Origin of the sequence: Embleya sp. NPDC059237 (assembly GCF_042754105.1) — a bacterium.
In the GTDB taxonomy this organism is placed as follows: Bacteria; Actinomycetota; Actinomycetes; order Streptomycetales; family Streptomycetaceae; genus Embleya.
The window spans coordinates 783432-797476 of the sequence record NZ_JBHZAE010000003.1; the positions used below are offsets into that span (position 1 = coordinate 783432).

Sequence of the window (14045 nt, forward strand, 5' to 3'; positions counted from 1 at the left end):
GGATGTGTCCATTTATGTGGTCAATCCGGATTGTTGTGGTCCCGGGGAGTGAATCCCCGCCCTAATAGCAGAGCCCGGCTTGACGTCGCAGCAACGACGCGCTTGTAATTTCACACACGTCGTGAACCGTTACCGGTAACGGCTTAATCACGGGGACGCAAAAACGGGTCGAGGAGGCACGCGATGGGCGAGCTGTTCCAGCTACTGGTCGCCGACGGCGAGAGTGAGGAGGAGGAGTTCGGTTGGCAGGAGCGCGCCCTGTGCGCCCAGACCGACCCCGAGTCCTTCTTTCCTGAGAAGGGCGGCTCGACGCGGGAGGCCAAGAAGGTCTGCCTGGCGTGCGAGGTGCGCGACGAGTGCCTGGAATACGCGCTGGCCAACGACGAACGCTTCGGAATCTGGGGCGGACTGTCCGAGCGCGAGCGGCGCCGGCTCAAGAAGGCGGCCGTCTGACGGTCGTCGGTTCGGGCCCGCGCCCGATCCGGGCGGGGCCGAGGTGCCCGTCGCGTAGTGTGTGGGCCGTTCGGCCGGATGCCGGACCGCTGGTACCACGCCGCTACGAGCCCCCCGGGGTCCCCGCACTCGATGTCACTTTTCAGCCATCAGTCGGCATACGCGCAAGCTCCGGCTTTCCCACGGCACATCGTCACCGCGATCCTCGTCGCCCATGACGGGGCCCGCTGGCTGCCCCGCACACTGACCGGCCTGCTCGGTCAGGAGCGCCCGGTCCAGCGCGTCGTCGCGGTCGACACCGGCAGCACCGACGCCTCGGCGGGTCTGCTGGAGGACGCCCTCGGCCGGGACTCGGTGCTGCACACCGAGCGACGGACCGCGTTCGGTGCCGCCGTGAGCGAGGCCCTGCGCGCCGCGCCGCACCTCGACCCCGCGTCCCTGCCGTACCGCACCGACACGTACGACGTGTCGGATCCGTACGGCGACACCGACGAGGACCGCCCGCCGAGGTCGACCGAACCGGTCGAGTGGCTGTGGCTCCTCCACGACGACAGCGAACCCGCCCCCGACGCCCTGCACCTGCTGCTGCGCGCCGCCGACGAACTGCCCTCGGTGGCCGTGCTCGGCCCCAAGGTGCGCAGCTGGTACGACCGCAGGCAACTGCTCGAGGTCGGCACCACGCTCACCGGCAGCGGCCGACGCTGGACCGGCCTGGAGCGCCGCGAGCAGGACCAGGGCCAACACGACGCGATCCGCGGCGTGCTCTCCGTCTCCAGCGCCGGCCTGCTGGTGCGCCGCGACGTGTGGGAGAGCCTGGGCGGCTTCGACCCGCGCCTGCCGCTCTCGCGCGACGACACCGACTTCGGCTGGCGCGTCAACGCCGCCGGGCACCGCGTGGTCGTGGTCCCGGACGCGGTGATCCAGCACGCCGAGGCGGCCACGCGCGAGCGCCGGCCGATCGACGTCGCCGCCAACCGGCCGCACCGCGTGGACCGCGCGGGCGCAGCCTTCACGCTGCTCGCGAACACCACCGGCGCCGGCTGGCCGCTGCTGTGGTTCCGCCTGCTGTTCGGCGGCCTGTTCCGCAGCCTGGGCTACCTGCTCGGCAAGCTGCCCGGCATGGCGCTGGACGAACTGCTCGGCACCGTCTCGGTATTGTTCCGCCCCGCCGGCTTCCTGTCCGCGCGGCGGGCCCGGGCCCGCACCCGCACCATGTCCGACAAGGACCTGGGCGACCTGTTCCCCAGCCGCGCGGCCACCGTGCGGCACGCCGCCGAGGGCCTGATCGGCAACCTGCGGCGCAGCGAGGAACCGGAGAACCGGTCCGGCCGGCACAGCAGCGCCGAGTCGGGCCCGGTCGACGAGGACGCCGAGTCGCTCGACACGGAGAACTTCGTCAAGCTGCGCATGCTGATGCGCCGCCCCGGCCTCTCGCTCGCCGTCGCGCTCACCCTGATCACCCTGTTCGCCGCGCGCGATCTGCTCTCCGGCGGCAGCCTGTTCGGCGGAGCCCTGCTGCCCGCGCCCGAGGGCGCGTCGGACCTGTGGGACCGCTACGCCGACACCTGGCAGGGCGTCGGCTTCGGCGAGGCGGCGAGCGCGCCGCCCTACGTCGGCGCGCTGGCCGCGTTCGCCACGCTGCTGTTCGGCAAGGCCGGCACGGCGGTGGCGGTACTGCTGATCGGCAGCGTCCCGCTGGCCGGGATGAGCGCCTACCTGTGCTCGCGCCGCCTGGTGTCCGCGCCCGGCGTGCGGGTGTGGGGGGCGTCCGCGTACGCACTGACCCCCGTCGCCACCGGCGCGATCGCCGCCGGCCGGATCGGCACCGCCGTCGCCCTCGTCCTGGCCCCCGTGGTCGCGCGCGGCGCGGCCCAGGTGCTCGGCGCCGGCGACCTCAAGGCGTCCATGCGCGCCGCCTGGGCCACCGGCCTGGTGCTCGCGGTCGTCGCCGCGTTCACCCCGCTGCTCTGGCTCGCCACCGCGCTGCTCGCGCTGATCGCCGTCGGGGCCGGCTTCGCCGGGCTGCTCGGCCCGCGTCCGGGCATCGGCCTGCTGCTGCGGGTCGGCGTGGTGCTGGGCACCCCGCTCGTGCTGCTCGGCCCGTGGACCCTGGCTCTCGCGGGCAAGCCGGCGCTGTTCCTGAGCGAGCCCGGCCTGGCCGGCGACGCGCTGGCCGACAAGGGCACCAGCCCGGTCGGCCTGCTGCTGCTCGACCCGGGCGGCCCCGGCACACTGCCGATCTGGCTCACCGGCGCGCTGCTGGTCGCCGCGCTGGCCGCGCTGTTGCGCGACTCGCGTCGGGCCGCCGTGCTCGGCGCGTGGGCGGTGGCCCTGGTCGGCCTGCTGCTCGCGGTCGTGGTCAGCCACGCCGAGATCACCGTCGAGGCGACCGGCGCCAAGGTGCCCGCGTGGCCCGGCGCGGCCGTCGTGGTGATCGCGCTCGGCTACGTGATGGCGGCGATGGTCGGCGCCGAGGACGCCCGCACCCGGGTCGCGGCCGGCAGCTTCGGCTGGCGCCAGCCCACCGCGGTGGTGCTGGCCGTGGTCGCCGGCGCCGCGCCGTTCCTGGCCGCCGGGACCTGGCTGTGGAAGGGCGCCGACGGCCCGCTGGAGCGGCGCGACCCGGTCGTGGTGCCCGCGTTCGTGGCCGAGGAGGCCACCGGCGCGCGCCACCCGCGCACCCTCGTGCTCACCTCGCCCGAACCGGGCAACGTCAGCTACACGATCGTGCGCGGCGCGGGTCCGGCGCTCGGCGACGCCGAGATGGCGCCCAAGGCGTCCACCTACCGGCAATTCAACACCTTCCTGGGCAAGTTGATCGCCGGCGGCGGTGGCGCGGACGCGAGCATGCTGGCTCCGTACGGCATCGAGTTCATCCAGCTCAAGCCGCCGGTGGGCAGCGAGTTGACCGCCCGGCTCGACGGCACCCCCGGCCTGGCCCGGGTCGGTGCCACCCAGGGCGCCACGCTCTGGCGGCTGCAATACCCGGTCGGCCGGGCGCTGATCGTCGACCCCGACGGCAAGGCCAAGGCCCTGCCGACCACCCGTGAGGGCGTGTCCACCCGGATCGAGGCGGGCCCCCAGGGTCGGATCCTGCGGCTCGCCGAACGCGCCGACTCCGGCTGGCAGGCCACCCAGGGCGGGAGGAAGCTCACCGCCCGCACGCTGGACGGCTGGGCCCAGGGCTTCGAACTGCGCCCCGAGGCCGGCCGGCTCGAACTCACCCACTCCTCGGGCGGACACGGCATCTGGCTGCTCGTGCAGGGCGTGCTCGTGTTCGTCGTCTTCGTCATGGCGCTGCCCGCCCGCCGGCGCGGCACCGACGACGACCTGCCCGAGGCCGCCGCAACGCCGGTCGCGGCCGGCGGCGCCGGCGAGGGCGGCGGGCGGCGCGGCCGACGCAAGGCCGAACCGGCCGAACCGGCCGAGCCGGTCGAGGCGCCGGAAGCGGTGCCGGTCGCGGTGGCCGCCGACGGGCTCGACGCGTACGGGTTCCCCGAGTTCCCCGAACAGCGCACCGACCCGGCCGAGGCGCCGGTGCCGGTCGAGGCCTGGCAGGGCACGCCCTACGACGGCACCGCGACGCCGGCGTACGAGCAATACCCACAGCAGGACTACGGGCAGCAGTACCAGGGCTATCCGGACTACCAGGGGTACCAGTACGACCAGCAGGCCCAGGGCATGCCGGCCCAGGGCGCGCCGGACGGCTCGGACGCCGCGGGCTCCTTCGGCTGGACCGGGCAACCACACCAGTCGCACCAGCAACCCGCCTACGACGAGTACGGCAACCCGCTGCCACCGCAGCAGTACGACCCGACCGCCTACCAGGATCCCGCCGCCGGCCGGCCGCCCGAGCCGCGCTCGGGTGACGATCCGTGGCCGCCGTCCCCGCAGGGAGACCGCCCGTGAAGCGCACCACCCTCTCCCTGGCCGCCGTCGTCGCGCTGCTGGCCGTCGTCGTCGGCCTTGCGGTCGTGACCCGCCCGACCGAGAGCAAGGCCGCGCCGCCGCCCGCGGCGTCGCGGGTGCCGGTGCAGCAGGCCGAGGTGTCCTGCCCGTTCGTGCGCCAGCTGCCCGGCAGCTCGACCGCGGTCTCCGCACTCGCCCCGCCCGGCCCGGCCGGGGCGAGCGGCGGCGAGGCGAACGTCGTCGAACTCGGCGACCGGACCAAGGTGCGCACCAAGGTCGAGGCCCCGGGCAAGCTCGCGAGCATCGGCGTGGACAACACCGACGTGCCGCCGCTCCTGGGCACCGCCTCGGGCGCGTTCGCCCCGGGCTTCGGCGCGGGCGCGGTCACCCGGGTGCCCAGCAACGCCGGCCGCGGCCTGGCCGGGGTCACCTGCGAGGGGTCCACCACCGACCGCTGGTTCGTCGGTGCCGCCACGACGGAGAACCGGGAGGCGTACCTGTACCTGTCCAACAGCCGGGACACCCCCGCCGTCGTCGACGTGGAACTGTTCGGGCGCAACGGCCCGATCGAGTCCGAGGCCGGCCGCGGCATGTCGCTGGCCCCCGGCGCCTCGACGGCGATCCTGCTGCGCACGCTCAACCCGAGCGCGATCGAGCCCGGCCTGGCGGTGCACGTGATCGCGCGCTCCGGGCGGGTCGGCGCGGCGATCCGGGACCAGGAGGGGGCGGTCGGCACCGACTGGCTGCCCTCGTCCGGCGCCCCGAGCCGCAACCTGGTGATCACCGGCCTGCCCGCGATCACCGGCGACGCCGGCAACGTGCAGCTGATGCTGTTCTCGCCGAGCGGGGAGAGCACCGACGTGCAACTGTCCGTCGCGGGCAAGGTGAACACCTTCAAGCCGGTCGAGCACGAGACCACCGAGGTCAAGGGCAACAAGCTGACCGTCTTCGACCTCGGCCCGGTCAACCGCGGCGACGCGGGCGCGCTTCGGCTGGTCTCCGGCCGCGCGGACATCATCGCCGGCGTCCGGGTGGTGCAGGGCGGCGGCACCGACGCGGAGGTGGCGTTCCTGAGCGCCACTCCGGAGCTGACCGGTCGCGCGGTGATCGCGGAGAACCGCACCGGCGGCGCGGTCGCCACGACCGTCACGCTGACCGCGCCCAAGGGCCCGGCCAAGGTCAAGCTCACCGCGTTCGGCGACAAGGGCGACCCGGTCTCCGCCGACGTCGAGGTACCCGCCGGCACCACCGTCCAGGTCAACGCCCCGGCCCCGGCCGGCGCCACGCGGTTCGCCCTGGTCGCCGAACCGCAACCCGGCTCGCAGCCGGTGCACCTGGCCCGCACGGTCACCGAGACGATGAACAAGACCGCCGCGTTCACGGTGCAGCCCTTCGTGCCCGGCGTGGAGACCGTGGTGGTGCCCAACGCCCGCCAGGACCTGTCCCTGCTGGTCCCGCAGCGGTAGCCGCACGCTCGCGAAACGACGAAGGCCCGGGACCCTCCTGCGGGGGTCCCGGGCCTTCGTGGTTCCGGCTCGCTCAGTCGTCGGGGTCGATGGTGTCCGGATCCATCCCCAACAGGTCCGCGACCTGCTCCACCAGCACGTCGTTGACCAGCATCTCCAGCTCGGCCCGACCCTCCGCGCGCAGCTCCAGCGGGCGCCGGTACAGGATGATCGTGGCGGGCACGGCCTTGGTCGCCGGCACCAGCCGGCCCAGCGCCACCGCCTCGTCGCCGTTGACCGCCGTCTCGGCCTCGGGCACGTCCAGGACCGCGAAGCGGACCTCCTCCAACTGCGGCCAGCGCTTGGCGAGCCGTTCCACGACATCGGCGGCGAGGTCGTCGAACCGCTGCGCGCGGGTCAGCGCGATCGGCACGGGGGGTGGGGCGAGCGGGCCGCGCATGCCGCGGCCGTGCCGGTCGCGCCGACTGCGACGGCGCGAGTCGCGCTCGCGGGGGGAAGAGGGGACCGAGTGCTCGTTGTGCACGGCACGAGCTTAGGGCCTGGCCGCCCGATCCGGACCGGTCCGCGCCGCTCCGTCGATGGACGTCGCGGACCGCCCCGAACGGGTGTCCCCATGCCGCCGACATCCTGTGAGGAGCGACACGTGAGTCACACCGCACCCGGATACCACGCGGGTTCGGCCCGCTTGCGGTACCGTCCATCGTCGTGAGCCCTGTACGTCGCTGTTCGCGGACCGCCTGCGGCCGAACCGCAGTCGCCACGTTGACGTACGTCTACGCCGACTCCACGGCCGTCCTGGGCCCTCTCGCGACCTACGCCGAGCCCCATTGCTACGACCTGTGCGCCGAGCACTCGGAGCGGCTGACCGCGCCGCGCGGCTGGGATGTCGTGCGCCTGGCGCCGGATCCGAGCGCGGGCAAGCCGAGCAGCGACGACCTGGAGGCGCTGGCCAACGCGGTGCGCGAGGCCGCCCGCCCGCCGCAACCCCCGCAGCCCGCGCCCGAGCCGCCGGACCGCGACGGCCGTCCCGAGACCGGCCGCCGGGGCCACTTGCGCGTTCTGCGCTCACCCGAGAGCTGACCGCCGGCCGATAGGGTCTGAGGCGTCGTCCGCGGGGCAGGGGTCGACGGACAACGGCCAACACCGCGGCGAATCGGGACCGCGGTCGAGCGAGTGGAGTCTTCGGGTGCGCGACCTCTCCCAGATCGTGAAGGCGTACGACGTGCGGGGCGTGGTCCCCGACCAGCTGGACGCCGACACCGCGCGGGCACTGGGCGCGGCGTTCGTTCGGGTCACCGGGGCTGCGGCGATCGTGGTCGGCCGGGACATGCGGCCCTCCTCGCCCGAGTTGTCCGGCGCGTTCGCCGAGGGCGCCGCGGCCCAGGGCGCCGACGTCACGCTGATCGGGCTCGCCTCCACCGACGAGCTGTACTTCGCCAGTGGCAGCCTGGACCTTCCCGGCGCGATGTTCACCGCGAGCCACAACCCCGCGCAGTACAACGGCATCAAGATGTGCCGCGCCGGCGCCGCGCCGATCGGCCAGGACAGCGGCCTCGCCGACATCCGCGCGCTCGCCGAGGCCGGTGTGCCCGACTTCGCCGGCACCCCGGGCACGATCGGCGAGCACGACGTGCTCGCCGACTACGCCGCGCACCTGCTCGGCCTGGTCGACCTGACCGGCATCCGGCCGCTGAAGGTGGTCGTGGACGCGGGCAACGGCATGGGCGGGCACACCGTGCCGACCGTGCTCGGCGCCGCGAGCGGGCTGCCGCTGGAGATCGTCCCGCTCTACTTCGAGCTGGACGGCTCCTTCCCCAACCACGAGGCGAACCCGCTGGACCCGAAGAACCTGGTCGACCTCCAGGCGAAGGTCCGCGAGAGCGGCGCCGACCTGGGCCTGGCCTTCGACGGCGACGCCGACCGCTGCTTCGTGGTCGACGAGCACGGCGACCCGGTGTCCCCCTCGGCGGTGACCGCGCTGGTCGCAGTCCGCGAGATCGCCCGCGCGAAGGCCAACGGCGAGGCGAAGCCGATCGTCATCCACAACCTGATCACCTCCCGCGCGGTGCCCGAGATCGTCGCCGAGCACGGCGGCGAGGCGGTGCGTACCCGGGTGGGCCACTCGTTCATCAAGGGCGAGATGGCCAAGACCGGCGCGATCTTCGGCGGCGAGCACTCGGCGCACTACTACTTCCGCGACTTCTGGCGGGCCGACACCGGGATGCTCGCCGCGATTCACGTGCTCGCCGCGCTCGGCGGCCAGGACCGCCCGCTGTCCGAGTTCGCGAGCGAGTACGACCGCTACCCGGCATCCGGCGAGATCAACAGCGAGGTGGTCGACCAGGCGGCGGCGACCGCGCGGGTCCGGGCCGCGTTCGCGGGCCGGCCCGGGGTCGCCGTGGACGACCTGGACGGGATGACCGTGGTCGCCGACCGGTGGTGGTTCAACCTGCGCGCGTCCAACACCGAGCCGCTGCTGCGGCTGAATGTCGAGGCGGACGACGAGCCGACCATGATCGCGATCCGCGATGAGGTGCTGGCACTCGTCCGGGACTGACCGGTCGGCTCGGTAAGGTGATGGGTTCAATCGGACGACTGCCGCACCGGATCCGGACGAGCAGGTACGAACGGTACGAACAGTCGGAAATGTGGGAGATGTCGTGAATCTGGAACCGTCGCAGCTGGCGATCCTGACGTGCCCGGTCTGCCACGCCTCGCTGCACCGGGACGGGGACGCCGCGCTGGCCTGCGACAACTCCTCCTGCGGGCTGGTGTACCCCGTCGTCGACGACATCCCGGTACTGCTCGTGGACGAGGCTCGCCGGTCGGGCACCGATCGGGCATGAACATCCTCGACGAGGCCCTGCTGGACGACCAGGACGGCATCGCCCGGGCCGATACGGCGGAGACCCTGCGGGCGCTGGCCGGTGCCGGCGCCCAGGTCCGCCGGGCCGTGCAGGCCGCGCGCGAGGCGCTGCCCGCCGCGATCGCGCCCCGGGACCGGCCGCGCACGGTGATCCTGGCCGCGCCCGCGTACGGGCCGCTCGGCCATGCGCTGCGCGCGGTCACCGGCGCCGACGCGGCGCTGCCGGTGATCCTCGGCGCGGGCGGCACGCTGCCCGGCTGGGCCGGTCCGATGGACCTCGTGTTGACGGCCGGGCGCGGCGACGAGCCGGGCCTGATCGACCTCGCCGGCCAGGCCTACCGGCGCGGCTGCCAGACGGTCGCGGCCACGCCCGGCGGGTCGGCCCTGGACGCCGCCGTACAGCAGAGCCGGGGCGTGGTGGTCCGGGTCCCCGTCGACACCGGCTCCGTGGGCGCGGCCGGCTACGCCGACGAGACCGTGTTCGCCGCGCAGACCGCGTTCTGGCCGCTGTTCACCGCGCTGCTCGCGATCACCGGCGCGTGCGGCGCGAGTGCGTTCACCCCCGGCGAGAGCCTGGCGAGCGTGGACGCGATGGCCGACCGTCTCGACGAGACGAGCACCCGCTGCCGGCCCGCCGCCGAGGCGTACCTCAACCCCGCCAAGGGCCTGGCCGGCGCGATCGCCGGCACCATCCCGGTCGTGTGGGGCGCGGGCACCGTGGCGGGCGTGGCCGCCGAGCGCTTCGCCACGATGCTCACCGGCGTGGCCGCCGCACCCGCGCTGTCCGGCCCGCTGCCGATCGCCGGCCGCTACATGGACCGGGTCTTCCAGGCGGGCGAGACCGGCGCCGCCGACGACCCTGACGACTTCTTCCGCGACCGGGTGGACGAGCCCGACCCGGTGCGGATGTACCCGGTGCTGCTCGTCGACCACGACGACCCGGCCGCCGCCGCGCCCGTCGACCACGCCCGCCGCACCCTGGGCGCGCTGGGCCGGGCGGCCGTCGGCGAGGTCGGCGCCCGCGGCGGGAGCCCCGTCGAGCGGCTGGCCGAGCTGATCGCCGTCACCGACTTCGCGGCCGTCTACCTGGCCCTGGGCACCGGCGTGGGTCCCGCCGCGCCGGGGTTGTTCCCCTGGACCGAAGGTGGTCCCCGCTAGCCATGGACCGCCTTCTCAACCGGATCCGCGCCAACGCGTGGGGTTCGCTCACGGCCATCCCCGAACTGCTCGGCGTCGCCCCCACGGGCGAGCCGCAGGCCGAGCTGTGGATGGGCGCCCACCCGGGCGCGCCGTCCGAGGTCGATCGCGGCTCCGGGGCCCGCTCGCTGGTCGAACTGATCGCCGCGGACCCGGCCGGCGAGCTGGGCCCGGACACCGCCGCCCGGTTCGGCCCGCGCCTGCCGTTCCTGCTCAAGGTGCTGGCCGCCGAGGAGCCGCTGTCGCTCCAGGTGCACCCCGACGCGGTCCAGGCCCGGCAGGGCTTCGCCGAGGAGGAGGCGCGCGGCGTCCCGATCGACGCGCCGCACCGCAACTACCGCGACTCCAGCCACAAACCGGAGATGATCTGCGCGCTCGGCGACTTCGAGGGCCTGGTCGGCTACCGCGAGATCGCCGAGACGCTGAAGCTGCTCGACGCCCTCGACGTGCCCGAACTGGCCCCGTTCGCAAGGGCGTTGCGCAATCCGGACGAGGAGGCGGCGCTACGCGCGGCGACCACGCACGTGTTGATGCTGCCCGAGCGCCTGCGCACCACGGTGGTGGACGCGGTCGCCGCGGCCTGCCGCCGACTGGCCGCGAACGGCTCGCCCTACGCGGAGGCGTGCGCCGCGGTCGCCGGTCTGGCCGAGCGTCATCCGGGCGATCCCGGTGTCGCGGTGGCGCTGCTGCTCAACCACATCCGGCTGCGCGAGGGCGAGGCGGTCTTCCTCGCGGCCGGCATGCCGCACTCCTACCTGCACGGGGTGGTGGTCGAGATCCTGGCCAACTCCGACAACGTGCTGCGCTGCGGCCTGACCGACAAGCACATCGACGTCGGCGAGCTGCTGCGGATCATGGCCTTCCGGGCCGGCCCGGTGGAGATCCTGGGCCCCGAACCGAGCGCGGCGCACCCGGGCGAGGAGGTCTACACGACCCCCGTGGCCGACTTCCGCCTGTCCCGGCTGCCCGCGGGACCCGGCCGCGGACCGCATTTTTTGGACACCGCCGGCCCGCAGATCCTGCTGTGCGTACGCGGCTCCGCCACCGTGCGCCAAGAGCGCGAGCCGGGGGGCGCGGCCGGAACGACCCTCGACTTGGCGCGCGGCCGGTCGGTGTACATCCGCGCGGGTGAACCCCGCGTCGCGGTCACCGTCGACGGCGCCGACGGCCTGGTCTTCCGGGCGACCGTGCCCTGCCGCTGAGCGCGGCCGGGTGCACTTACCGCAAGTCTGCCGGGGTAGACGCCGGCCCGATGACACACTGATCGCCGACACAGGCGGCCGGTGACGACGGCGGTGGTCAACCAACGGGCGGGAGTCGATCGATGAGTGCGGGCGGCGGTACCAAGGCGGTCGTGGCGGCACTGGCCGCGAACCTGGGGATCGCGGTGGCCAAATTCGTGGCCTTCGCCTTCACCCGGTCCTCGTCGATGCTGGCGGAGGGCGTGCACTCGCTGGCCGATTCCGGCAACCAGGTGCTGCTCCTGGTGGGCGGCAAACGCGCGGAACGCGACGCCACCCCCGAGCACCCGTTCGGCTACGGCCGCGAGCGCTATATCTACGGCTTCCTGGTCTCCATCGTGCTGTTCTCCGTCGGTGGCATGTTCGCCATCTACGAGGGCTACGAGAAGATCGCCCACCCGCACGAGTTGAAGAGCTGGTACTGGGCGGTCGGCGTGCTGGTGTTCTCCATCGTCCTGGAGGGCTTCTCCTTCCGGACCGCGATCAAGGAGTCCAACCGGCACCGGGGCTCGCTGACCTGGGCGCAGTTCATCCGCCGGGCCAAGTCGCCGGAACTGCCGATCGTGCTTTTGGAGGACTTCGGCGCGCTGATCGGCCTGATCCTCGCGCTCGGCGGCGTCGGCCTGGCGGTGGCCACCGACGACGGCGTCTGGGACGGCATCGGGACGCTGTGCATCGGCGTGCTGCTCGTGCTGATCGCGATCGTTTTGGCCCTGGAGACCCGCAGCCTGCTGCTCGGCGAGGCGGCCGGGATCGAGACGGTCCGCGAGATCGAGGCGGCGATCGTGGCCGGCCCCGACGTCGAGCGGCTGATCCACATGCGCACGCTGCACTTGGGCCCGGAGGAACTGCTGGTCGCGGCCAAGATCGCGGTGCGCCACGAGGACACGGCGGCCGACGTGGCCCGGGCGATCGACGCCGCCGAGGCCCGCATCCGCGCCGCCGTCCCGATCGCCCGAGCGATCTACCTGGAACCGGACATATACCGGGCCGACGAGGCCGCCCGCGGCGCCGATCCCGAGGCGACACCTGGCGGAAAGTACCCGCACACGCCAACCGGATGAGGTGTTAACGTCGTTGGCGCACAACGACAGTCGCTGCAGAGGGCGGTCGGGTCTCGGGCCCGTAGGCACAGAAGTGTCCGACTGGATGGCACGTCATCGGCGCCCCCGGCACCGGTGTGTCTCCAGTCCCATCCACCCCCCTGCAGAAGGATCGAAACATGGCTTCGCAGCTCGACGGCGACTTCAAGGTCGCCGACCTCTCCCTTGCCGCGTTCGGCCGCAAGGAGATCACCCTCGCCGAGCACGAGATGCCCGGTCTGATGGCGATCCGGCGTGAGTTCGCCGCGGCCCAGCCGCTGGCCGGTGCGCGGATCATGGGTTCGCTGCACATGACCGTGCAGACCGCCGTGCTGATCGAGACGCTGACCGCGCTCGGCGCCGAGGTGCGCTGGGTCTCCTGCAACATCTACTCCACCCAGGACCACGCCGCCGCGGCGGTCGCGGTGGGCCCCGAGGGCACCCCCGAGGACCCGCGCGGCGTGCCGGTCTACGCCTGGAAGGGCGAGACCCTGGAGGAGTACTGGTGGTGCACCGAGCAGGCGCTGAACTGGCCCGGGCACGACGGTCCGAACATGATCCTCGACGACGGCGGCGACGCCACGATGCTCGTCCACAAGGGCGTCGAGTTCGAGAAGGCCGGCGCCGTCCCGGACGCGACCGCCGACGACTCCGAGGAGTACACGGTCTTCCTGGCGCTGCTGCGCGCCAACCTGGCCGAGAACCCCGGCAAGTGGACCGCGATGGCCCCCGGCATCAAGGGCGTCACCGAGGAGACCACCACCGGCGTGCACCGCCTGTACGAGATGTTCCGGGAGGGCTCGCTGCTCTTCCCGGCGATCAACGTCAACGACTCGGTCACCAAGAGCAAGTTCGACAACAAGTACGGCGTGCGCCACTCGCTGATCGACGGCATCAACCGCGCCACCGACGTCCTGATCGGCGGCAAGGTCGCGGTCGTCTGCGGCTACGGCGACGTCTGCAAGGGCTCCGCCGAGTCGCTGCGCGGTCAGGGCGCCCGGGTGATCGTCACCGAGGTCGACCCGATCTGCGCGCTCCAGGCGGCGATGGACGGCTACCAGGTCACCACGCTGGACGAGGTGGTCGAGATCGCCGACATCTTCATCACCACCACCGGCAACCGCGACATCATCATGGCGTCCGACATGCAGCGGATGAAGCACCAGGCGATCGTCGGCAACATCGGCCACTTCGACAACGAGATCGACATGGCCGGCCTGGCCAGGATCCCGGGCATCGTCAAGGACGAGGTCAAGCCGCAGGTGCACACCTGGACCTTCCCCGACGGCAAGACGCTGATCGTGCTGTCCGAGGGCCGCCTGCTCAACCTGGGCAACGCGACCGGTCACCCGAGCTTCGTGATGTCGAACAGCTTCACGAACCAGACCATCGCCCAGATCGAGCTGTTCACCAAGCCCGAGGAATACCCGATCGGCGTGTACGTGCTGCCCAAGCACCTCGACGAGAAGGTCGCGCGCCTGCACCTGGATGCGCTCGGCGTCAAGCTCACCACCCTCACCGAGAGCCAGGCCGCCTACATCGGCGTGCAGGTCGACGGCCCGTACAAGCCGGACGCGTACCGGTACTGATCTCCACCGGGTCGACCCGCTCGACCCGATCGGTGCGGTGACGCGCCGATTCGTCGACGCGGGTCGGCATACTCGCCCGTCCCACGGACAGACGCACGGACGGACAACGGATCGGCGGTGGGGCGGGGGGCGCGCCCCCCCCCCCCCGCCCCCCCCCCGCCCGCCCCCCCGCCCCCCCCCGGGGGGGCGTGGCCGGCGGCCGGGCCCACAAGCCGCGCTCCGTGGCGGCGCGGGCGCGCGGC

At 73.4% G+C, this 14045-nt stretch carries 11 protein-coding genes; 10 read left to right on the plus strand and 1 reads right to left on the minus strand.

What is annotated here, in order from left to right; genetic code table 11:
- Positions 1-183: 183 nt before the first annotated feature.
- The 3 genes from ACFXKZ_RS14120 (at position 184) to ACFXKZ_RS14130 (ending at position 5828) form a co-directional block, all read left to right on the plus strand.
- Complete coding sequence (locus tag ACFXKZ_RS14120; RefSeq protein WP_078976971.1) at positions 184-453, plus strand: WhiB family transcriptional regulator; 270 nt, start codon at positions 184-186, stop codon at positions 451-453.
- Positions 454-585: 132 nt separating this feature from the next.
- Complete coding sequence (locus ACFXKZ_RS14125; protein ID WP_379999947.1) at positions 586-4362, plus strand: glycosyltransferase; 3777 nt, start codon at positions 586-588, stop codon at positions 4360-4362.
- Positions 4359-5828 carry a DUF5719 family protein gene (locus tag ACFXKZ_RS14130; protein ID WP_379999949.1) on the plus strand — a complete coding sequence of 490 codons (1470 nt, stop codon included), beginning with the start codon at positions 4359-4361 and terminating at the stop codon, positions 5826-5828. The genes ACFXKZ_RS14125 and ACFXKZ_RS14130 overlap by 4 nt, the downstream gene beginning before the upstream one ends.
- Positions 5829-5901: 73 nt before the next feature.
- On the opposite strand, the gene ACFXKZ_RS14135 is transcribed toward ACFXKZ_RS14130, so the two are convergent.
- Positions 5902-6267, minus strand: a complete 366-nt coding sequence (locus ACFXKZ_RS14135) for a metallopeptidase family protein (protein WP_078976974.1) — start codon at positions 6265-6267, stop codon at positions 5902-5904.
- 266 nt (positions 6268-6533) lie between these two features.
- Here ACFXKZ_RS14135 and ACFXKZ_RS14140 point away from each other — a divergent pair, with 266 nt between their 5' ends.
- The 7 genes from ACFXKZ_RS14140 (at position 6534) to ahcY (ending at position 13803) form a co-directional block, all read left to right on the plus strand.
- Entirely contained in the window at positions 6534-6908 is a 375-nt protein-coding gene (locus ACFXKZ_RS14140) for a DUF3499 domain-containing protein (RefSeq protein ID WP_174861553.1), read from the plus strand.
- Between the two features lie 106 nt (positions 6909-7014).
- The gene (locus tag ACFXKZ_RS14145; protein ID WP_379999951.1) at positions 7015-8385 is read left to right on the plus strand and encodes a phosphomannomutase/phosphoglucomutase; all 1371 of its coding nucleotides are present in this window, start codon (positions 7015-7017) and stop codon (positions 8383-8385) included.
- A gap of 103 nt (positions 8386-8488) precedes the next feature.
- Positions 8489-8674 (plus strand): Trm112 family protein, encoded by a 186-nt coding sequence (locus ACFXKZ_RS14150; protein ID WP_379999953.1) that lies wholly within the window; start codon positions 8489-8491, stop codon positions 8672-8674.
- Positions 8671-9852 carry an SIS domain-containing protein gene (locus ACFXKZ_RS14155; protein WP_379999955.1) on the plus strand — a complete coding sequence of 394 codons (1182 nt, stop codon included), beginning with the start codon at positions 8671-8673 and terminating at the stop codon, positions 9850-9852. Before ACFXKZ_RS14150 ends, ACFXKZ_RS14155 begins: the two co-directional genes overlap by 4 nt.
- 2 nt (positions 9853-9854) lie before the next feature.
- Entirely contained in the window at positions 9855-11093 is a 1239-nt protein-coding gene (gene manA, locus ACFXKZ_RS14160) for a mannose-6-phosphate isomerase, class I (protein ID WP_379999957.1), read from the plus strand.
- A 122-nt stretch (positions 11094-11215) separates the two neighbouring features.
- Positions 11216-12196 (plus strand): cation diffusion facilitator family transporter, encoded by a 981-nt coding sequence (locus ACFXKZ_RS14165; RefSeq protein ID WP_379999959.1) that lies wholly within the window; start codon positions 11216-11218, stop codon positions 12194-12196.
- Positions 12197-12354: 158 nt separating this feature from the next.
- Positions 12355-13803 carry an adenosylhomocysteinase gene (ahcY, locus tag ACFXKZ_RS14170; RefSeq protein WP_379999961.1) on the plus strand — a complete coding sequence of 483 codons (1449 nt, stop codon included), beginning with the start codon at positions 12355-12357 and terminating at the stop codon, positions 13801-13803.
- Positions 13804-14045 lie beyond the last annotated feature (242 nt).

Excerpts from the sequence above, each read along its gene's own strand:
- ACFXKZ_RS14120 (WP_078976971.1), top strand. The coding sequence starts at position 184 with ATGGGCGAGCTGTTCCAGCTACTGGTCGCCGACGGCGAGAGTGAGGAG.
- ACFXKZ_RS14125 (WP_379999947.1), top strand. The coding sequence starts at position 586 with ATGTCACTTTTCAGCCATCAGTCGGCATACGCGCAAGCTCCGGCTTTC.
- ACFXKZ_RS14135 (WP_078976974.1), bottom strand. The coding sequence starts at position 6,267 with ATGCGCGGCCCGCTCGCCCCACCCCCCGTGCCGATCGCGCTGACCCGC.
- ACFXKZ_RS14155 (WP_379999955.1), top strand. The coding sequence starts at position 8,671 with ATGAACATCCTCGACGAGGCCCTGCTGGACGACCAGGACGGCATCGCC.
- manA (WP_379999957.1), top strand. The coding sequence starts at position 9,855 with ATGGACCGCCTTCTCAACCGGATCCGCGCCAACGCGTGGGGTTCGCTC.
- ACFXKZ_RS14165 (WP_379999959.1), top strand. The coding sequence starts at position 11,216 with ATGAGTGCGGGCGGCGGTACCAAGGCGGTCGTGGCGGCACTGGCCGCG.
- ahcY (WP_379999961.1), top strand. The coding sequence starts at position 12,355 with ATGGCTTCGCAGCTCGACGGCGACTTCAAGGTCGCCGACCTCTCCCTT.